The sequence below is a fragment of the Streptomyces humi genome, assembly GCF_001005085.2.
Lineage (GTDB): Bacteria > Actinomycetota > Actinomycetes > Streptomycetales > Streptomycetaceae > Streptomyces > Streptomyces humi.
In genome coordinates this window covers 12326-32839 of sequence record NZ_LBMU02000091.1, presented here as the reverse complement: position 1 = coordinate 32839, position 20514 = coordinate 12326, and the positions used below count along the sequence as shown (strand labels likewise).

Sequence of the window (20514 nt, the reverse complement as noted above, 5' to 3'; positions counted from 1 at the left end):
CGCCATCGAGTTCACATCGAATTAACGAGGTGAATAACCCCATGAGCGGAGCGATGGCGCGCCGGCGGTTTCTTGCCCTCAGCGGTGGCCTTGCCCTGACCGGAGGGCTCGCGGCGTGCTCCTCCCCGCTCGCGTCCGGCCTGACGGGCTCACAGCCGGACACGGCGGATGTCATCTTCTGGAACCTCTTCACCGGCGGTGACGGCGCCAACATGGTGCTGATGGAGAAGGCGTTCCAGAAGGCCGACCCGGGAACGACCGTCGAGGCGACCGTCCTCGGCTGGGGCAATCCGTACTACACGAAGCTGGCACTGGCCACGGCCAGCGGCACCCCGCCGGACGTCGGCATCACCCATCTCTCCCGGCTCCCGCTGCTGGCCGCCTCCGGCCTGCTCCAGCCGGTGCGGGACACCCCCCTCGGGGAGCTGGGTGTCACCGAGGACAAGTTCACCCCGGCGGCCTGGAAGAAGGCCACCGTGGACGGCACGGTGTACGCGGTCCCGTTGGACACACACCCCTTCGTCCTCTATTACAACGTGGACATCGCCCGCAAGGCGGGCCTGCTGAACTCCGCCGGCGACGGACTCGTGCCCCTCAAGGGCGGGGAGGACTTCGTCGCCGCGGTGAAGGCGATGAAGGACGCGGGCGGCGCCCGGTACGGGGCGGTCATGTCGATCACCGCCGACCCGTCCACCGCCTGGCGCTTCTTCAGCATGGTCTACTCCGGCCTGGCGGGACCGATCGTCACCGACTCCGGCACGAAGATCGTCATCGATGACGAGGCGATGCAGGAGACGGTCGCCTTCATGCAGAGCCTCACCGGTCCGGACCTGATGCCGAGGAACCTCACCGGCGCCGGCGCCAACGCCCTCTTCAGCACCGGCAAGGCCGGCTTCCTCTTCGACGGCGAGTGGCAGATCCCGTCGTACCGTGGGGTGAAGGGCCTGAAGTTCGACGTCGTGCCGTTCCCGGCGCTGCTCGGCCCGAAGCCCGTCGCGTACGCCGACTCGCACGCGCTGATCCTGCCGCGCAACGACCGCGGCGACGAGACCCGTACACGCAACGCCTCGAAGTTCGTCAGGAGTCTCCTCGACAGCAGCGCGGTGTGGGCCGAGGGCGGCCACATCCCGGCCTGGCTGCCGACCCAGAAGAGCACGGCGTTCCTCGAACTGTCGCCGCAGCGCAACTACGTCCAGGCCGCGTTCGACGCCCAGTACGACCCGGTGGCCTGGTACACCGGCGCCGGCTCGGACTTCCAGGGCGTGATCGGCGGCACGGTCATCGAAGCCCTCGCCGGGCGGATCACGCCCAAGGGCATGGCGGGCGCGATGCGTTCCGCGCTGAAGCGGTACACCACGTCCCGACCGCCGGTCACGATGAAGTAGGAGGCAGACACCATGACGACCGTCGTCTCGACGCGACCGGCACCCGCCGCATCCCCCACGAACCACGCCGCCGACCGGCCCGCCCCTTCCGAACGCCGGGCGGGCAGGCTGCTCACCGCCCCCTTCCTCATCGTCTACCTGCTGTTCCTGGCCGGCCCGCTGCTCGTCGGGGTGGTGCTGAGCTTCTTCAACACCACCACCGTCAAAAGCGGCCTCGGGGACTTCGTCGGCCTGTCGAACTACCAGGAGGTGCTCGGCGACTCCCTCTTCTGGCAGAGCATGTGGCACTCGGTGCTCTTCACCCTGCTGACCACGCCCCCGCTGGTGGTCCTCGCGCTGGGCGTCGCCATCCTCGCCTCGCGCATCCGCCGCGGCCGGCTCTTCTACCGCATCGCCTTCTTCGTGCCGTACGTCGTGCCGTCCTCCGTGGTCACCCTGGTCTTCCTGTGGATGTACACCCCTCAGATCGGCCTCCTGCCGAAGGTGTTCGACGCGGTCGGACTGCCGGTCCCCGACTTCATCGGCAGCACCTCCGGCGGCTGGACCGCCGTGGTGCTGATGACCGTGTGGTGGACGTTCGGCTTCAACTTCGTCCTCTACACCGCGGCGATCCAGGACGTGCCCGCGGACGTGTACGAAGCGGCGGCGATCGACGGGGCGAGCCCCTGGCAGCAGATCCGCCACATCACGGTGCCGCTGCTCGGCCGGACCACCAGCCTGGTGCTGATCCTCCAGATCCTCGCCTCGCTGAAGGTGTTCGACCAGATCTACCAGCTGCTCGGCGGCGGACCCGACCAGTCCACCCGACCGGTCATCGAGTACATCTACGACACCGGCTTCACCGCCTACCGAGGTGGCTACGGCGCTGCCGCCACCATGGTGTATTTCGTCATCATCGTCGCGATCTCGGCGGCCTGGTACGGGCTGCGGCGCCGCCGCGCGACCGGCAGCGCGGCCTGAGCGGAGGACCCATGACCACCATCACCCAGCCACGGCCCGCCGAAGCGAACGGCGCGGTCAACGGCGCCACGCTCTTCAACCGGCTCTGCGCCGTGTGCCTGACCCTGTTCGCGCTGATCTGGCTGGTGCCCTTCGTCTGGGCACTGATCACCTCGCTGCGCGACGACGCCGCCATCACTCAGAGCCCCACGTCGGTCTTCGACGGCGGCTGGTCGCTGAAGGCGTACGCGACCGCCTGGGACAACCATCCGATCGGCACCTGGTACCTCAACAGCCTGGTGATCTCGGTACTCGCCGTGGTCTTCACGGTGGCCTTCTGCTCGATGGCCGGATTCGCGCTGGCCTTCCTGCGCTTCCGGGGCCGGGGCCTGGTCATGGCCGTCGTCACGGCCGGCCTGATGCTGCCGACCGAGGCGCTGGTGCTGCCCCAGTTCATCGAGTACCGGTCCTTCCACCTGCTCGGCACGTTCTGGGCGCTGGTCCTGCCGTCGGTCGCGGCACCGATCTCGGTGTTCGTCTTCCACTCCTTCTTCCGCGGCATCCCCACGGCGCTGATCGAGGCGGCCCGTATCGACGGCGCGAGCTGGTGGCGGGTGTACGCCACCGTCTGCATGCCGATCTGCCGGCCGGCCGTGTCCACGGTCGCGATCCTCACCTTCATCAGCTCCTGGAACTCGTTCCTGTGGCCGCTGCTCGTCCTCAGCCAGACCAAGTCCCAGACCATCCCCGTGGGTCTCGCCTCCCTGGTGGACCCCACCAGCCCGCAGTACGCCGAGATCATGGCCTCCTCGGTGCTCGGCTTCATCCCGCTCATCGCGGTCTTCCTGGTCTTCCAGCGTCAGATCGTCCAGGGCATCGCCACCACCGGCATCAAGTAACGGCCCCGCCCCACCGGACGCCGGCCGCGTGAAAACGTTTGTCGTTGTGCAAGTGGCCGGTAGGTGGGTACCTGCGTGCCACGGCCGCAGGCGGCGGGCGTCCGGCCGGCGCCGGTGCGTGGAAGGGGGCGGACGAGATGACGGTGGGCCAGGTACGGGGTCCGCGGGCTTTTCGAGGCTTCGCCAGAATACTGGGGGGCCGTTACCGTCTCGACGCGCTGATCGGATCGGGCGGGGCGGCGAACGTCCACCGCGGATTCGACCTCCGGCTGCGCCGGGCCGTAGCGGTGAAGCTCTTCCGCGCCGGTACCGGTCTCGACACCGAGGAGGACTTCCGCAGCGAGGCGACGATCCTGGCCCGGCTGGCGCATCCAGGACTGGTGACCGCCTACGACGCCGGGACCCATGACGGCGAGGCCTTCCTCGTCATGGAACTGATCGACGGCCCCACCCTGAAGAGCCGGATCGCCGAGGGCCCCCTGCCGTGCGCGGCCACCGCCGCGCTCGGGGCGCACCTGGGCGACGCCCTCGCGCACGCCCACGAGACAGGCATCGTCCACCGGGACGTCAAACCGTCGAACATCATCCTCGACGCCGCCGGACGGCCCCATCTGACGGACTTCGGGATCTCCCGCCTGCTGGACGCGACCACGCGCACCGCGACCGGCACCCTGACCGGCACGGCGGCCTATCTCTCCCCCGAACAGGTGCTGGGCCAGCCTGTCGGCCGCCCCGCCGACGTCTTCGCCCTCGGCCTGGTGCTCCTCGAAAGCCTCACCGGTCGCCTCGAATACGACGGCGGCCCCCTCGAGTCCGCGATAGCGCGCCTGCACCGCCCGCCGGTCCTGCCCGATTTCCTGCCCGCCTCCTTCGCCGCCCTGCTGCGGGACATGACCGCTCTGGACCAGCAGACACGACCCTCGGCACGGGACTGCGCCGAGGCCCTGACGCGCCTCGCCGGTACGAGCGCGGAGCCCGCCGCATGCGTCCCCCGGCCCACGATCGTTCCCCGGCCCGCGTCCGTTGCCGAGTCTGCCTCCGCTCCCCGGCCCGTGTCCGGGACCGTGCCGCGGACCGCGGTGGATCGCGTCGATCGTACCCACCGGAGCCTGTCGCCCGCCGCGGGAGCGGCCTCCACCCCGAGCGTTCCGGCCGGCCGAACCCCGGCGCCCTCCCGTCCCGTGTCCGCCCGCGGCCGCCTGCGGGCACGTGGGTCGGCGGCCGTGCTGGTCGCGCTCGCCGCCGCCGGGCTCGTCGTCGGCGACGGTTTTCCCCACCACGACACCACGACCGAAGCCGCCCCGTCCGTCACCGACCCCACCACGTCGTCCAAGTCCGATGACACCGCCGCGCGTCACGACGGAGCCACGTCGCTCTCCCACAGCCCTTCCGCCGCCGCCCACTCACCGGGTGACTCCGACCGGGTACCCGGAGCGCGGACGCCCGCCGGCTCCGCCCAGCCCGCCCGTGATGACGTCTCTCCTCCGGGCGGTGACGGACAGGCCACGGCCGACGCGGCCGGCAAGGGCAGGTCCGCGGCACACGGCGAACCACCGGGTCAGGCACGAAAGAAGCGCCACGCCAAGAAGGCGGCGCACGCCAAGTAGGCGGCGCGGGCCAGGTACGCGGTGCAGGCCGAGTAAGCGGTGCACGCCAGGTAAGGGGCGCAGGCCGAGAACGCGGCGCGTGCCAGTACGCGCTCGTAACACGGGCGTGCGAACCTGTGCCGGTCAGGGCTTGCGAACCTGTGTCGGTCGGGGCTCACGGGACGTCCGTGTGGTGTGAACAGTGGGGCCGCTCCTACTCTCTGTTGTCATGGACACCGCATATCATGATGGATCGTCATGAGCACCGCTCTCGACTCCCCCGCCGCCTCCTTACCCGAGCCCGCCTCCCCGTCTCCGGCCGCCGCCCGGCGTGGCTGGGAAGTGTGGAAGTCCCCCGCCGACCAGCCGCGCTGGGCGCGACCGGCGCTCCTGGCCGTCGCCGCCCTGGCGGCCCTGCTCTACTCCTGGAACATCACCACCAGCGGGTACGCGCCGTTCTACGCCGTCGCCGCCCGCAGCATGTCGCAGAGCTGGAAGGCGTTCTTCTACGGCGCGCTCGACCCGGGCGCCACCCTCACCATCGACAAGCTCGCCGGCTTCCTGTGGCCGCAGGCGCTCTCCGCCCGGCTCTTCGGCTTCCACGCCTGGGCGCTGACGCTCCCCCAGGTCGTCGAGGGCGTGGTCACGGTCCTCGTCACCTACCGGGTGGTCCGTCGCTGGTCGGGTCCCGTACCGGGCATCCTCGCGGCCGGCATCATGACACTCACCCCCGTGCTGGCGTCCATGTTCGGGCACTCGATGGAGGACGGGGCGCTCACCATGTGCCTGGTCCTGGCCGCCGATGCCGGTCAGCGGGCCGTGCTCGGCGCCCGGTTGCGGCCGCTGCTGGCCGCGGGCGCCTGGATCGGCCTGGGCTTCCAGGCCAAGATGTTGCAGGCCTGGGTGGTCCTGCCGGCTCTCGCCCTCGCCTACCTGCTCCTGGCCGCGGGCCCCCTGCGCCGCAGGACGGCCCACGTCCTGGCCGCCGGCGCCGTCACCCTCGCGGTCTCGCTCTCCTCGGTGCTGCTCCTGGCCGTCACCCCTGCCTCCGACCGGCCGTACGTGGACGGCACCACCGACAACAGCGCCGTCACCATGGTGTTCGGCTACAACGGCTTCAACCGCTTCTCCGACGACCTGGTGGAGGGCTCGGTCGACCAGATGACCGGGATGGTCGGCACCGCGGGCTCCCCGCCGAACGCCGGCGACCCGGCGGCGGGGCAACCGGACGGGACCGCACCCGGCGGCGGTCCTGCCGGCGGCGGCCCCTCCGGTGGCGGGCCCACGCCGGGCAAGCTGCTCGGCAGCCGCTTCGCACCCGAGGTGGGCTGGCTGTACCCGCTCGCGTTGCTGAGCCTGGTGCTCGGCCTGCGGTGGCGGCGCACCACCCCGCGCACCGACCGGATCCGCGGCGGATTCGTGCTGTGGGGGCTGTGGCTGACCTTCAGCGCCCTGGTGCTCAGCGCCATCGAGGTGCCGCACACCGCCTATGTGGCGATGCTCGCGCCGGCGCTGGCCGCCCTGTCCGCCACCGGGCTCGTGATGTTCTGGCGGGCGTACCGGGACGGCCGCAGGACCTGGGCACTGCCCGCGGCTGTCGGGGCGGAGCTGGTGTGGAGCGCGTTCCTCTGCTTCCTCTACCCCGACTTCCTGCCCTGGCTGCCCTGGCTGCTCATCGCGCTGGGCGCGGGCGCGATCGCGGCTCTGACCATCGCCCACCGCAGACGGCTGCACCATGGAAGACTCGCCACCGTCGGCCTGGTGGCCGCGCTGGTCACCGTCCTGGCGGCGCCCGCGGCCTGGTCGCTGTCGGTGCTCGACCCGCGGTACGCCGGAACCGCGATGGACGCCTCGGCCGGCCCGTTCGCCACGGGCGGCAGCGCGGTGCACAGAGCGGCGAACGTGGTGCACGGCGGGAACGCACCACAGGGCACGGCCGCCGCCCGTGCCTCCCTCAACGACTCCGACACGCTCACGGCCTCCCAGCACCGTCTGCTCCGCTACACCCGACAGCACAGCGGGAGGACGGCGTTCGCCTTCGCCACCGACTCCGCCGTCATGTCGTGGAACTACATCCTGGCGTCCGGCGCGAGGATCCTGCCGATGGGCGGGTTCAGCGGCGGCGCACCCACTCCCACCGTGGCGGACGTCGAACGGCTCGTCGCCGAGGGGCGGTTGCGCTACGTGGTCCTCGCCGCCGACGGCTGGGAGGGGTTCGCGCAGACCCAGGGGTCGGGGAACGCGGCCATCACCGCGGTGCGCTCCTGGGTGCGGACCGACTGCACCGTCGTACCGGCCTCCGTGTACGGCGGGAACAGTACGGACGCACAGGGCACCCTCTACCGGTGCGACGGCTGACACCACGTGCGGGTCAGGCGTGCGGGCCGGACCGGCCGCACGCCTGAGGGTCCTCGGGTCCGGTCACTCGTCGTCCGGCTTGCGGCCTTCGATCTGCACGCGCTCGTCCAGCAGCTGTGCGAAATCCGTCCAGATCTCGGCGTAGTGGCGGGCGAGACCCACCACCAGCGCCCCGCAGTGGCTCGGGACGGCGGCCATCAGTTCGTCCCACTCGTCCGCGGCGATCGCGTTCTGCCGCAGCAGTCGCAGCAATTGGCGTCCTCCCTCTTTGTGACGCAAGGAAGGGTCTCGGAGTAACTTTTCGAGCACGTTTGCGGGATCCGCCGAAACGAGCGGCGGACGGCGGTCGGCCCGCAGTTTGGCGGTGGGTGCCGTCTCCTCCGAACTCTCGCTCGGAGAAGGGGATTTGACGCGCTCAGTGACCGGCGACTGGCCGGTTTCCAGTCGTTTGCGGACGTCGCTGACCGTCGCGGGCGAGATACCGGCGAGCCGGGCCACTTCGCGCAGGGAGGCTTCCGGTCGTTCCGCGATCAGTTCGGCGGCCCGGCGTCTGCCGGCCACGCTGTTGAGCGGACGCACCTTGCCGTCCCGGCCGATCCGCGCGCTCAGGTGCGGTATACCCCCGGAACAGCGTCGGCGGATGGCTGCCACCGTCTTGGCTCCCAGCCCGGCCGCCCGGGCGATGGCCCGGTCCGACAGCTGCGGGTGCGAGGCGATGATCCGGGTCGCCGCGGCCCGGCGATCGGCCAGGGAGAGCGGGAGACCATGGGAGATGTTTGCTTCCACCGCGTACAGGAACGCGTCCTCGGGAGTTCCGTCGAAGAACTCGACCTCGATCGTCTTCTGGCCCTTCACCCGTGCGGCCAGCAGTCGGTGCATTCCGTCGATCACCCGCATGGTGAGCCGGTGAACAAGAATCGGAGGCAGCGCGGCGTCTATTTCCGCGAGCCGGGCCACGTGTTCCTCGTCCTGTCCCAGTGCTCTCAGGGAATCGCCTGGGAGGAGCGAGACGACAGGAACAGCGAAAGCGCTTTTCCTGGGATTTACAGAATGTCTTGCCGGACCGATCAGCCCAGCACTTTCATCGGACGTTGATTCCAGCGCACGAACCGACTGAACCAAAATAGCCACCCCGTTGGTTTTCTACCTGCACATACCTTTCGATCCGCGCAAGCGGACATGCTCCCGTTCTCACACCAGGGTCCACCGGCCCCGTCGCGCCGAAGATCACGCGCCGGAACCGGTTGACCGAGGAGCGCGGGCCCCCTACACGCCCCACACCCCTCCTGGCACACCGTACGGTCGCCATCGTCGCTGTTCCACTTCGCACCTGTCGACCGGCAGAACAGGGAAAATCCATCTCGCCCAGGGCTTGACTAGGACCGGACCCTCACTCCACCGGCCGTTCGCCCCGAAATCCCCTGACCATATTCCGAAGCAGAGTTTAGTGGAATTTCATATTCCCTTTCCTGGCGGCCCGACCCGGCTTCCCCGATGGGCCGCAAGTCGCTCATACGGTGGCGCGATGACTACGATCCGACGCAGGTTCTCCGGGCAAGGAGTCCGGATCTGTTGGGGGTCGGCGTGATCACTGGTCGTGCGGTGTGCTTCGACGGCTCGCGAGATTATGCATTCGTCCCGCCCGGCGCGGGCGATGTCTATCCACGGGTGAATGGGATCCGGATATCGGACTCTTATGCGCGGCCCGGTCTCCCGACGGAGTTCGAGGTCGCGAACGGTGAACGGGAGCCGGCCGCGTGAAGACCGTCGCGGTCGTCGGAACCGGCGCCATCGGCACGTCCGTGGCGCTCGCCCTGAGCCGACGGGGCCTGACCGTCCACCTCGAGGACGTGAATGCCACGGCCGTCAGGACCGCGGAGGCCATGGGGGCGGGCTCGGTCGGCGCACCGGCCGAACGCGTCGACCTCGCCGTGATCGCCGTCCCGCCGGCGCACACCGGTCCGGTGCTCGGACAGCTGCAACGCCGTGGGGTCGCCCACGCCTACACGGACGTGGCCGGCGTCAAGACGCGGCCGTACGACGACCTGCGGCTGGCGGGCGCCGATCCGTCCAGCTTCATCGGCGGCCACCCGCTCGCGGGCACCGAGCGCCTGGGCCCGCTCGCCGCACGGGCCGACGTGTTCGAGGACCGGCCGTGGATCCTCACCCCCACGGCACGCACCGCACAGTCGGTGCTGAACCGCGCGCTGGAACTCGTCTCCCTGTGCGCAGCGGTGCCCGTGATCATGGATCCGCTGGTGCACGACCGCACCGTGGCCCGCACCTCCCACGCGCCGCAGCTGATCTCCACGCTGATGGCCGCCACGCTGGTGGACGCCACGGAGTCCGACCTCCGGGTCGCGGGACAGGGACTCAGGAACGTCACCGGCCCGGCGGGCGGCGACCCGGGGCTGTGGCGGGACGTCTTCACCGCCAACGCGGACGCCCTGGCCGACGTCCTCGACACCTACGCCGCCGACCTCGGCCGGGCCGTCGGGGCGCTGCGGGCCCTCGGTCACACCGACGGCACGGTGCGCGAACGGGCGGAAGCGGAGCTGGACGGCCTGCTCCGGCTCGGCCACCGGGGGCGTGCCCGGGTGGCGGGAGCGGCATCGGGGGCGCCGGCCGCGGTCCGGCTCAGCGTCGCCGTGTCCGGCCGGCCGGGCACCCTGGCCCGGCTGTTCGGCGCGGTCGGAGAACTGGGCGGCCGTATCGAGGAGGTCCGGCTGGAGAGCGCCCAGGACCCGCCGCGCGGGAACGTGTCGCTGTCCGTGCCGCGGACCTCGGTGGCGGATCTCTTCCGGCTGCTGCGCGCCGGCGGCTGGACCCCGAACGTGGTGACCCTGCCGGACGCGCCGCACCGCGCGACGCGTCCGGCGGGACCCGGTGAGCCGGTTGCCGCCGAGGCCCGCGCCGACGAGGCGGGGTGACCCCGTCGGCGGGGTGTGCCAAGGTGTTCAGATGGCGCGCGGCGGCAGTTGAACAGCGTTGTGTACGGCGTCAGTCGACAGGGTTGTGTACGGCGTCAGTCGAACACCGTTGTGTACGGCGTCAGTCGGACCCCGGCCCCCGGGCGGTGAAGCGTCCCGCCTTGGCTATGACGTCGGGGCTGTAGAGCCGTAGCGCCTGGTGCAGCGCGAACTCCGCCAGGTAGCCGCGGAAGGCGGCGGGCGACTCCTCCGCGAGGTTGAGCATCCGCCGGTTGGCGGTCACGGCCGGACCCCGCAGCCGTTCGGCGCTGCGCTCCACCGCCGCGTCCAGGTCCTCGCTCTCGTGGACCTCGTCGAACACCAGCCGCCCCTCGGGCTCGGCCGCCCGGATGCGGCGTCCGTCCAGGATCACCTGGCGGGCCAGGCGGGGACCCACGGCTCGGGTCAGCCGGAAGTTCGCGGCGCCGGGCACGATGCCCTCCGCCGCGGCGGGCAGGCTGAAGTAGGCGTCCGCGGCGGCGAGCACGTGGTCGAACATCAGCAGGATCTGGGCGCCGCCGCCGATCGCGAACGTGTCGACGGCGGCCACCCAGGGCTTCTCCACCGTGCGCGACCAGGGGTTCGGCGGGGCCTCGGCGAGGACCCCCCGGAAGATCTTGTGGATGTAGCCGAGTTCGCGCCGGAGCAGGAAGTCCACCAGGGAGATCCCGCCTCCGTGCAGCGCCTTGAGGTTGATGCCGGCGCTGAAGACCCGCCGGCCCCGGTAGCGGGGGTGGGTCATCTCTCCGCCCCGCAGCACGCAGACCTCGACCCGCTCGTCCAGCAGGGCGAGATCGACGGCGGTCTCCATGTCGTCGATCTGCCGGTCGTCCTCCGCGTTCAGGCAGTCGACGCGGCACATGGTGAGGTGCGCCGCGCCGCCGACGCGTTCCAGACGCACCGAGCCGAGGTCGGCCGTGCCCGTCCGGGCGTACTCCGGCAGCAGGCCCAGGGCGCGCGGGGTGGGGCGGAGCATGGCGTCGAGGAGGTGGGGTCCGGCGCCGGGAGCACGCAGGAGCGCGCGGAAGAAGACGCCCTGGTCGATCTCGTCGCCCTCCTTCTCCGCCTGGGGCCGGGCCCGCTCGGTCTCCAGACGCGCGGCGGTGGGCACCAGGCCGGGGAACACGGTCGCCGCCCTCGCGGCCAGTTCGGCCACCCTCAGGTGGCGGGTGCGGCCCCCGGTGAGCTCGTCGTGCACCGTGTCGGCGTGCGTGTCGAGGAAGGCGGCGCGCAGGATCCGGGTGGCGTTCTTCCGCCGCGCGGCGACGTCCCGCTGTTCCGGTGACCGCTGCGACGGCTCGGGCAGGGACGCCAGGAGGTCCTCGGTGCGGGCGGCCGCCCCGGCCAGCGCGGTCCTCGCGGCCCCGAGGTCGGCCCGCACGGCGTCGAGGTCGTGGCCCGCGAGGGCACCGGCGTCGGTGACGGTCATGCCTCGGCTCCGACGGCGGAGCGGCGCAGTACCCGGTCGCAGGCCGCGAGATGGACTCCGAGCGCCTCCTCGAAGCTCGTGGTGGACGCGTCCAGCAGCAGCTGCCGCCGGATGGCGAGTTCGCTGCCGCCGACGGCGCCGGCCCGCTGCCGTGCGGCGGCGTCGGCGGCCTCGGCGTCGTCCACGACCTCGTCGACGAGTTGCAGGGCCAGCGCGTCGGCCGCCTCGATGGGGGTGCCGAACAGCACCGCCCGGCGGATCGTCGCGTTGCTCGCACCGTGCCGGGCGAGCCGGAAGAGGGCCATGCCCGGCCAGGTCGCGCCGTCGTCCACGGGCACCACCAGGCGCGCCGACCGTGTCAGGACCCGGTAGTCGGTGGCCAGCAGGGCGTCCAGGGCCGCTCCCCCGCAGGCGCCGTCGGCCACCGCGACCGTGGCCGCGGGCAGCCGCTCCAGCCGGCGCAGCGCCTGCTCCCACTTGTTGACCAGCGCCACCGTCAGTCCGCGCGCCCACGGGCCCTCGGGCAGCCCGGAGACCCGGACGATCACCTTGGCGCGACCGGCCAGGTCCTCGGCCCGGTCGCAGGCCGCTGCCACGGCGGCGATCGTCTCGGCCGACAGGGGCCGGCGTCCGTCGATTCCCAGGACGTGGTCCAGGGTCTCCGGGTCGGCGTCGCGCGTGCTCGCGCCCCCACTCATCTGTTCCTCCGTCACCACTGCACCAGGGCAGTCTCGATGGTCGAACCGGGCCCCATGGTCATGAGAACGCCGTGGTCGCCGGGCCGGGCCGCCCGTTCCGTCAGCAGCCGTTCGTAGGAGAACAGGAACGAGCCGCTCGACAGGTTGCCGTAGTCCCGCAGCACGCCGATGGTGTGCCGCACGTCGTGGCGGGTCAGGCCCAGGTTGATCCGCACCGCGTCGATGACCTTCTTGCCGCCCGAGTGCACCAGCCAGTGCCGGACGTCGCTGCGGCGCAGCCCGGCGGCCCCGAGCAGGCGGTCGACGACCTGTTCGGCGTTGGCGCCGACGACGTAGGGCACGTTCGGGTCGAGGTAGAAGCTGAACTTGCCCTGGCTGTCGTCCCAGTCGTAGCGCATCGCGTCGATCGCGTCGCTGATGAGGTGACTGGCGAAGCCCAGGATGCGGGGGCTGCCGGGGTCGGGCGTGCCGGCGGGCGGGCCGTAGGCGGCGTCCGGCGGGTCGGCGACCAGCGCGATGGCGGCCGCGCCGTCGCCGAAGAGGCTGTTGACCACGGCGGTGCGCAGGGTGGAGTCGATGACGTACGCGGCCGAGCAGGCCTCGGCGCAGAGCATCACGGCGACCTTGCCGGGGTTGGCGACGGCCCAGCTCGCCGTGGCGTTGAGGGCGTTGAGCCCGGCGTTGCAGCCCATACCGACGACGTCGACGCGGCTGGCGCCGGAGCGGATGCCCATCTCGCGCATGAGGTGGGCGCTCAGGCCCGGGGTGAGGAAGCCGGTGGTGGTGACGCAGCACAGGTAGTCGATGTCAGCCAGCTCCAGGCCCGAGTCGGCCAGGCATGCCCGGACGGCCCTGGCGCCCATGTCGAGGGCGAGCCGCTTGTGCTTGGCGAGCAGTTGGCCCTGGGCCTCGGCCTGCGGTGTGCCGTCGGCGCCCCGGGGCGGCGTGGCGAGGAAGCGGCGCTCGATCGCGCTGTTGAGGAAGACGGAGCGGACCTTGGGATCGGTGATGGCGAAGAGGTCGAGGAGTTCGGCCTGTGAGTACGACTGCTCACCGGTCGCGGTTCCGACGCCCGCGATCCTGGCGGTGCCGGAGGTGTTCTTCCCCGCCGGCGCGGGCGGTTCCAGGGTCGCTGCACCCGGAGAACTGGCGGCTCGGGTCATCGGAAGGTCCACCCCCACATTCGGGTCTTGCTGCGTACGAGAAACTTCGGTACGAACACTTTTCGTCCTTCCAGGAGTCGGCCGGAGAGCCGGTCCGACAACAGTGGCGAGGGCCCACTATGACGCGGCGAAGGTAAAGCCATCAACCGGTCGGGTCAGTGCGGACTTTCCCACGGAACGGCGTCATGGGACCTTGGGTGGATGCAGATGGACACTCCGCGCCTTCGGCTCCGTCATTTCACCCCCGCCGACGTCGAGGCTTTCGTCGCCTATCGCTCGGACCCGGAGGTCGCCCGTTATCAGGACTGGGAGTTCCCGCTGCCCCTGGAATCGGCGCGCCGACTGGTCCGCGCGTACTCCCGCAGCGATCCTGGCGCGCCGGGCTGGTTCCCGTACGCGATCGAGGTGAAGGCCGACGGCTGTGTGGTGGGCGACGTCGCGGTGCACCGCCGACGGTCGGGCGAGGAGGCCGAGCTGGGCTTCAGCCTGGCCCGTGACCGGCAGGGACAGGGGTACGCGACCGAGGCGGTCCGCGGCGTGCTGGGCACCCTGTTCGCCGGGGGGCTGCGCACGGCGGCGGCCGAGTGCGACGTACGCAACGAGCGGTCCGTGCGTCTGCTGGAGCGAATCGGATTCACGTGCACGGGGCAGCGCACGGTGTTCGCCCGGGCAGGCAGGGAACGCATCGGAATGCTGGTGTTCGCACTGCCCGCCGAACGCTGGAAGGCGTCCGGCGGGCAGTGAGAGAACCGTACCGGCAAGCCGTGTCGGTGAGCCGTTTCGGCAGCGGGACGGTTAAGCCGTCTGCGCTTTCACGAAGTGGGTCAGACGCTCGATTCCGTCGGCTATTTCCTGATGGGTGAGATAGCTGACGGACAGCCGGATCTCGTGATCCCCGCCGCCTTGCGGATAGAAATACGACATGGGCGTCCAGATGACGCCGAATTCCTCCGCCGAGCGGGCGAGGGCCGCGTTGTCGGCACGGAACGGCACCTGGGCCGCGAGGAAGAAACCGCCGGCGGGTTCGTTCCAGCGCACGCCCAGCCGGGCGCGCTCGTCCTCCGGGAAGGCGCGCTCCAGTTCCCGGAGCGTGACCCGCATCGCGTCCCCGTAGTAGGCGGCGGCCCGGGCGTTGAGCTCGGAGGTGCGTCCGTCGGCGGACAGCAGCATGCCCGCCGCGACGGCCTGACTCACCGGGGAGGTGTTCACGGTCACCATGCTCTTGATCTTGGTGAGTTCGTCGGCGAGCAGTCCGGTGCGTCCCGCGTCGTCGACGACGCTCTGGTCCGCGACGGCGAACCCGACCCGGGCCCCGGGGAACAGCGTCTTGGAGTACGAGCCCAGGTGCACGACCCTGCGGTCGCGGTCCAGGGACTTGAGGGTCGGGAGCTGCCGGCCCGGACTGACCATCCGGTACGGGGTGTCCTCCAGGATCAGCAGGTCCTCGCGGCGCGCGAGGTCGAGGAGTTCCAGCCGGGCGCTCAGCGGCATGGTCCGGCCGGAGGGGTTGGAATGGTCGGGGATGACGTAGAAGGCGCGGGGCCGCCGTCCGCGGGCCCGTTCGGCGCGCAGGGCCGCCTCAAGGCGCGCGGGGTCGAACCCGTCGTCGTCCTCCTCCACCGCGGTCACCTCGACGTCCAGCAGCCGGGCGGCGCCGGTGATGCCGACGTAGCAGGGGCTGGAGACCAGCAGCGCGTCGTCGGGGCCCGAGATCAGGGCGCGGACCGCCAGGAACATCGCCTCCTGGCAGCCGACGGTGACCACGACCGACTCCGGCCCCACGTCGATGTTCTCGTCCTTGCGCAGCGAGTCGGCGATCAGCTCGCGGATCTGCCCGCTCGTCGGGCCGTACTGGAAGAGCGCGGAGCGCACCTGCTCCGGTGAGGCGCCGCCCTCCTCGAGGTGGTCCAGGTAGCGGCGCAGGTACGTGAAGATGTCCTCGGTGCGGAAGAAGCCGTCGTAGGGGCGGCCCGGGGCGAAGGAGATCGCGTCGGGGTAGCGGTGGGTGATCTCGTTCAGGAAGTTCATGGTGTCCAGGACCGGATCCCGCAGACTGCCGTGCAGTTCCGCCTTGCGCAGACCGGAGCTCTCCGCACCGCTCCGCGCCGCGCGGGGCCGCGCCGCGGCCGGGGCGGCGGCGCCCACCAGGTGGGGGCCCGCCTGGGCGACGGAGGCCGTCCCGGTGAGCGTCATCGCCTCGGTGAGTTCCTCGGCGAGGGTGTCCAGCACCCGTCCCACACCTGTCTCCCCGTGGACCGCCAGCCCGTGCAGGACGGGCCGTCCGAGGAGGGCCGCGTCGGCGCCCAGCGCCAGCGCGGCCAGGACGTCGTGACCCCGGCGGACCCCGCCGTCGACGAACACCGGGCAGGCGTGGTCCACGGCGGCGGCGACCTCGGGCAGGACGTCCAGGGTGGCGGGCGCTCCGTCCAGTTGGCGGCCGCCGTGGTTGGACACGACGATCCCGTCGACGCCCGCGGCCAGGGCCCGGCGCGCGTCGTCGGCGGTCAGGATGCCCTTGACCAGCACGGGGAGGGAGCTGACGGAGCGCAGCCAGTCGACGGACGACCAGTCGAGGCGGTCGTCGAACGCGGTCAGCGCGTGGTCGGCGGGGGACGAGACGCGCTCGCCGGGAAGGTTGGCGGGCAGGACGCCGGCCGGGAGCCGGAAGCCGTTGCGCAGGTCGCGCAGCCGCCGGCCGAGGCGGGGCGCGTCCACCGTGAGCACCAGCGCCTCGAAGCCCGCCCGTTCGGCGCGCTCCACCAGAGCCCGGGTCACCGCCCGGTCCCGGAAGCAGTACACCTGGAGCCACAGGGGTGCGGACGCGGTCTCGGCGATGTCCTCGAAGGTGCGCCCGGCGAAGGTGCTGACGACCAGGGGGACGCCGGCCCGGCCTGTCGCCCGGGCGGTGGCCACCTCTCCGGCCTCGTGGACCAGCGTGTGATAGGCGACGGGTGTGACGGCGAACGGCGCCGCCCAGTCGCGGCCCAGGATCCGCACGCCGAGATCCGGCCGGCCCGCGCCGGTCAGGACGCGGGGCCGGAGCCGTACCCGGTCGAACGCCTCGACGTTGGCCGCGAGGGTCCGTTCCTGTCCCGCGCCGCCCTCGATGAAGTCCCACGTCCCGGGGCTCAGCGCGGAGCGGGCCAACTCGGCGTACTCGGCCGGCGTGTAGGGACCCCCGGCGGAGCCCACGGCGTCCGGGGTGCCCACGGCGTTCGCGGGGCCCGCGGCGTTCGCGGGGCCCGCGGCGTTCGGGGTGTCCGCGGCTTCGGCGGCGCTCGCGGCGTTCACCCGGCGGCCAGCCGATCGCGTTCCACGGCCTCGTACAGGGCACGGATGTTGGCGCTGCCGAAACCGCGCGATCCCTGACGTTGTATCAACTCGTAGAAGAGGGTGTTGCGTTCGTAGGGGGAGCGGCTGAACAGCTGGAGCAGGTATCCCCATTCGTCGCGGTCGGCGAGGATCTGCCCGGCGCGCAGTTCGGAGATCTCCTCCCGCATGTCAGCGAACCGCTCGGCGAGCAGGTCGTAGTACGTGCCGGGGGTGCTGAGGAACTCCACGCCCCGGTCGCGGAACTCGCCGACCGCCGGGATGATGTCGTCGACCAGGAAGGCCAGGTGCTGTACGCCGGGGCCGCCGTTGCGGTCCAGGAAGGCGTCGAGCTGTCCGGGGTCCTTGCCGGGGTCGGGCGCGACGAGGGTGAAGGTGACGCGTCCGGTGCCGCTGCGGACGACGACGGAGTCCATCGCCTGTCCGCCGACGGCGACGTACTCCGAGGAGTAGCGGTCCATGCCGAAAGCGGCGCCGTAGAAGTCGGCGTACCTGCTGAGGCTGCCGCCCTCGACGCACACCGCGACGTGGTCGAGCAGGCGGATCCGCCCCGCGGGGCCGGGCGGAGCCTGCGGCGCGGGGACCCATCGGCGTCCGGCGGGCCACCGGGCTTCCGCGGCGTCCGGGGCGTGGGCCACCAGGGTGTGGGTGACGTCCCCGAAGCCCGACACGACCGGACTGCCGTACACCGGGTCGAGCGGTTCGGCCCCGGCGGCGACGGCTTCGGCGTAGGTGGCGTCCACGTCGTCGCAGGCCAGGGCGAGGTCGGCGATGCCGTCCCCGTGCTGGTCGAGGAACTTCCACGTTCCCCGGCCCGACGTGATGACGAGGTGGGTCTCACCCTGGCGCAGCAGGATGGAGCTCCGGTCGGCCTGCACGCAATCCGCGACGCGCGTGAAGTCCATGCCCTCGACGAAGTAGTCGACGGTGGACGGTGCGTCTTTCGTGTACAGCTCGACGTGCGCTATGTCGTGCGCCGTCATGGACGTACCTCCTGAGGGACCGGGGATCCGGGCTGTCGATCGGCTACCAGCGCCATTCCTGCTGGCCGTAGAGGTGTCCGGACTTGATGCCGCGGTCCTTGCACCAGCTCATGAACTCGTCGATCTGCTTGATCTGGTACGTGTCCTCGGTGTACGTCGTCGCCATGACGTGGCCCAGCCAGGGCTCCTCGCCCATGGCGTAGACGTACGCCTCCTTGGCGCCGAGTTCGACCATGATGTCGCCGGCCTGCGCGGCGTTGGAGCCGGACAGCTTGCGGGAACTGCTCATTTTCTTGGTCACGGGCTTGGTCAGCAGCGCCTGGTAGAGCCAGGTGAGCGGGGCGCCGTCGCACTCCATGCCGAGGAAGGCGATGTCGGCGGTGCCGAGGTGCGCCTTCACGTGCCGGTACAGCAGCGGGTCGATACCGGAGGAGTCGGCGCCGACGAACACCTTCTTGCCGGCGAACTCGGCCCAGTAGGTGGACTTCCCGCGGATGTCGAGGTCGCAGTGCTCGCCGAGGAACGGGGTGGCGGTGACCTTGCCGCCGGGGAAGGCGACCTCGTCGAAGTCGTCGACCTCGATGACGGGGAAGCCCTGGTACTTCAGCATCAGCGCCATCGAGGGGTCGGCCAGGTTGCCGCGCGAGGCACGCGGCAGGACGACCGCGCCGACCCGGCCGCGCAGCTGGAGCAGCGTCTCCAGGACGATGTGGTCCTGGTGGCCGTGGGTGATGAGCACCAGGTCGATGAAGTCCGGCAGGTCGTCGAGGGTGTAGCGGTCGCCGGCCGTGTTGTCGGCGCTGATGAACGGGTCGGTGACGACAGCCGCTTCGGGGGTCTGAAGGACCAGACAGGCGTGTCCGAAGTAGCGGATCCGGCCGCCGCTGTCGATGTGGCGGTCCGGGGAGAGGGCGGGCTGCTCGCTGAGCATCCCGGACAGCTGCTTCGTCTGATCCTCGTCCAGCTCCAGGGCCTCGCGCAGGTGGGCCAGGGTGGTGGGGCGCACGCGGGTCCTGAACAGCTCTTCGAGGCCGGCGTGCCGGAACGGGATCGGCAGCTCCAGGACGTCCGGGGAGGGCAGTCGCGGGGTGCTGAGGATGAACGGACGTTCGATGCCGGTCTCGAAGGACAGCTGTACCGACTGGCGTGCCTCCTGGTAGACGCTGCTGTGGTAGGCCAGCGGCTCCAGGAAGCGGATCTGCGCCTGGTTGTCGGTGTCGTAGGCCAGCTCGACCAGGCCGCCGAGCTCCGGGGGCAGCTTCGGGTAGAGCGGGGTGAGGTCGAAGCCGGTGGCGTTCGCCCGCAGCAGTTCCTGGCCCTCGGCGATGGCCTCGGCGAACCGCAGCATCTCCGCCCGCTCGCGCTTGATGGTGGCCAGCAGGTCGCGTACCTCGTCGGCGCGCTCTTCGGGGATGTTGATGAAGTAGCCGCCGCGCAGTTCGGGGTTGTGGCTGGCCGCGACGTGGACCTTGGGGGATTGCAGGTAGGACTCCAGCAGCGGGACCTGGAGGAAGGCCAGGTTCATCGCGGCCTGTACGGGAGCGAGGGTGTGCGGCCAGACGTAGAACCGGTCCACGAGCGGCTCGACGATGACCTTGGACCGCAGATACAGCTGCTCTTCAGCCATGTGCTTGCCGCCTCCAGGAGAAACCGATCGGACATCGAGAAATCGAGAAATCGGGATGCGAGAAATCGGGGAATCGGGGAATGCCTGAGGTGGAACGACCACTTCAGAGAATCAGCTGATTCCACCGGAAGACAACCGGGAATGACTCTGTTCAACTGCGGCGCCGGGCGGGGCACCTGCGGAGAGCGATCAGGCGCGATCCGTCCCGGCGATGACTTCTTCGAGGACCGCCATGGCGCTGGTGAGTTTCATACGGGCCTGTTTCCAGGCGATCGAGCGGGGCCCTTCGAGGACGGCTGCCGAGACCTCCTCGCCGCGGTGGGCCGGCAGGTCGTGCATGAACTTCGCGTCGGGCCAGCGGGCCATCAGCCGCTCGTCGACATGGAACGGCTGGAAGACCCGGCGCCAGTCGGGATCCGGTTTGACCGTGCCGGTGGTCTGCCAGCGAGTGGTGTAGACGACGTGCACCTGGTCGGGGAGTTCGTCGAGGTCGTGGACCTGCCGGACGGTTCCGCCGGCCGCGGCCGCCTGCTTCGCGGCGTCGTCGAGGATCTGCGGGTCGAGTCCGTAGCCGGGTGGCGTGGCGAACGTGACGTCGCAGCCCGGCAGTCGGGAGAGCCCGTGCGCGAGTGCGGACGCCGTGTTGTTCCCCTCCCCCACGTACAGCACCGTCAGATTTTCCAGGGTCCCGAATTCCACGAGCATGATGCCCAGGTCGCAGACGCCCTGAGTCGGGTGTTCCTCGGTGGCCATCGCGTTGATGACGGGAAGGTCGCCGGCGCGGGATATCTCCCGCAGTTCGCGCAGCGGTCCGGCCGTGCGCGCGACGAGTCCGTCGAGCATGGATCCGAAGACACGTCCGGTGTCCTGGAGGGTTTCCCCGGTGGCCGTCTGGAGGTCCTGGGGGCCGTACAGCAGGGGGAATCCGCCGAGTTTGACGGTGCCCGCGCTGAAGGCGGTTCTGGTGCGCGTCGACGTCTTGGTGAACAGCACCCCGACGACCTTGTCGCGGAGCGGACGTCCGTGCGCCGTCTCGTCGTGGAACAGGTCCCGGGACCGGGCCGCGAGGCGTTCCAGGTCCTGCCTGGTCAGGTCGGACAGCGTGAGCAGCCCGCGTTCCCTTGCGACCATGATTCTCCGCTCTCGAG

General features: G+C 71.0%; 15 protein-coding genes. 7 read left to right on the top strand and 8 right to left on the bottom strand.

What is annotated here, in order from left to right; genetic code table 11:
• Positions 1-41: 41 nt before the first annotated feature.
• The 5 genes from AAW13_RS36140 to AAW13_RS36120 all read left to right on the top strand — a co-directional run bounded on the left by AAW13_RS36140 (position 42) and on the right by AAW13_RS36120 (position 7167).
• Positions 42-1385: an extracellular solute-binding protein gene (locus AAW13_RS36140; RefSeq protein ID WP_240528834.1), complete on the top strand. Its 1344-nt coding sequence runs from the start codon at positions 42-44 to the stop codon at positions 1383-1385.
• A gap of 12 nt (positions 1386-1397) precedes the next feature.
• Entirely contained in the window at positions 1398-2345 is a 948-nt protein-coding gene (locus AAW13_RS36135) for a carbohydrate ABC transporter permease (protein ID WP_046729710.1), read from the top strand.
• A gap of 11 nt (positions 2346-2356) precedes the next feature.
• Positions 2357-3223: a carbohydrate ABC transporter permease gene (locus tag AAW13_RS36130; RefSeq protein WP_046729711.1), complete on the top strand. Its 867-nt coding sequence runs from the start codon at positions 2357-2359 to the stop codon at positions 3221-3223.
• A 137-nt stretch (positions 3224-3360) separates the two neighbouring features.
• Entirely contained in the window at positions 3361-4830 is a 1470-nt protein-coding gene (locus tag AAW13_RS36125; protein ID WP_046729712.1) for a serine/threonine-protein kinase, read from the top strand.
• Between the two features lie 237 nt (positions 4831-5067).
• Positions 5068-7167: a glycosyltransferase family 39 protein gene (locus AAW13_RS36120; RefSeq protein WP_046729713.1), complete on the top strand. Its 2100-nt coding sequence runs from the start codon at positions 5068-5070 to the stop codon at positions 7165-7167.
• 63 nt (positions 7168-7230) lie between these two features.
• Here AAW13_RS36120 and AAW13_RS36115 read toward each other — a convergent pair whose 3' ends face one another.
• Complete coding sequence (locus tag AAW13_RS36115) at positions 7231-8124, bottom strand: transcriptional regulator (protein ID WP_240528833.1); 894 nt, start codon at positions 8122-8124, stop codon at positions 7231-7233.
• A gap of 800 nt (positions 8125-8924) precedes the next feature.
• On the opposite strand from AAW13_RS36115, the gene AAW13_RS36110 reads away from it, so the two are divergent.
• Positions 8925-10097 carry a prephenate dehydrogenase gene (locus AAW13_RS36110; RefSeq protein ID WP_063777066.1) on the top strand — a complete coding sequence of 391 codons (1173 nt, stop codon included), beginning with the start codon at positions 8925-8927 and terminating at the stop codon, positions 10095-10097.
• Positions 10098-10218: 121 nt separating this feature from the next.
• Here the strand turns inward: AAW13_RS36110 and dpgC are convergent, their stop codons facing one another.
• The 3 genes from dpgC to dpgA are packed head-to-tail and all read right to left on the bottom strand — an operon-like array spanning position 10219 to position 13426.
• Positions 10219-11565 carry a (3,5-dihydroxyphenyl)acetyl-CoA 1,2-dioxygenase DpgC gene (dpgC, locus tag AAW13_RS36105; protein WP_046729714.1) on the bottom strand — a complete coding sequence of 449 codons (1347 nt, stop codon included), beginning with the start codon at positions 11563-11565 and terminating at the stop codon, positions 10219-10221.
• Positions 11562-12263, bottom strand: coding sequence for an enoyl-CoA-hydratase DpgB (dpgB, locus tag AAW13_RS36100; RefSeq protein WP_046729715.1), 702 nt, complete (start codon positions 12261-12263; stop codon positions 11562-11564). The genes dpgC and dpgB overlap by 4 nt, the downstream gene beginning before the upstream one ends.
• An 11-nt stretch (positions 12264-12274) precedes the next feature.
• The gene (gene dpgA, locus AAW13_RS36095) at positions 12275-13426 is read right to left on the bottom strand and encodes a 3,5-dihydroxyphenylacetyl-CoA synthase DpgA (RefSeq protein WP_079179106.1); all 1152 of its coding nucleotides are present in this window, start codon (positions 13424-13426) and stop codon (positions 12275-12277) included.
• Between the two features lie 201 nt (positions 13427-13627).
• Between dpgA and AAW13_RS36090 the strand changes: the two genes are divergently transcribed.
• Positions 13628-14170, top strand: coding sequence for a GNAT family N-acetyltransferase (locus tag AAW13_RS36090; RefSeq protein ID WP_046729716.1), 543 nt, complete (start codon positions 13628-13630; stop codon positions 14168-14170).
• Between the two features lie 51 nt (positions 14171-14221).
• On the opposite strand, the gene AAW13_RS47525 is transcribed toward AAW13_RS36090, so the two are convergent.
• The 4 genes from AAW13_RS47525 to AAW13_RS36070 all read right to left on the bottom strand — a co-directional run bounded on the left by AAW13_RS47525 (position 14222) and on the right by AAW13_RS36070 (position 20500).
• Complete coding sequence (locus AAW13_RS47525; protein ID WP_338059076.1) at positions 14222-16717, bottom strand: aminotransferase class I/II-fold pyridoxal phosphate-dependent enzyme; 2496 nt, start codon at positions 16715-16717, stop codon at positions 14222-14224.
• On the bottom strand, positions 16714-17739 hold the full coding sequence (hppD, locus tag AAW13_RS36080) for a 4-hydroxyphenylpyruvate dioxygenase (RefSeq protein WP_046729717.1): 1026 nt from the start codon (positions 17737-17739) through the stop codon (positions 16714-16716). Before hppD ends, AAW13_RS47525 begins: the two co-directional genes overlap by 4 nt.
• A gap of 43 nt (positions 17740-17782) precedes the next feature.
• A complete protein-coding gene (locus AAW13_RS36075; protein ID WP_046729718.1) occupies positions 17783-19366 on the bottom strand; it encodes an MBL fold metallo-hydrolase in 1584 nt (527 codons plus the stop codon).
• Between the two features lie 189 nt (positions 19367-19555).
• Complete coding sequence (locus AAW13_RS36070) at positions 19556-20500, bottom strand: ornithine carbamoyltransferase (protein WP_420855510.1); 945 nt, start codon at positions 20498-20500, stop codon at positions 19556-19558.
• Between the last annotated feature and the right edge of the window lie 14 nt (positions 20501-20514).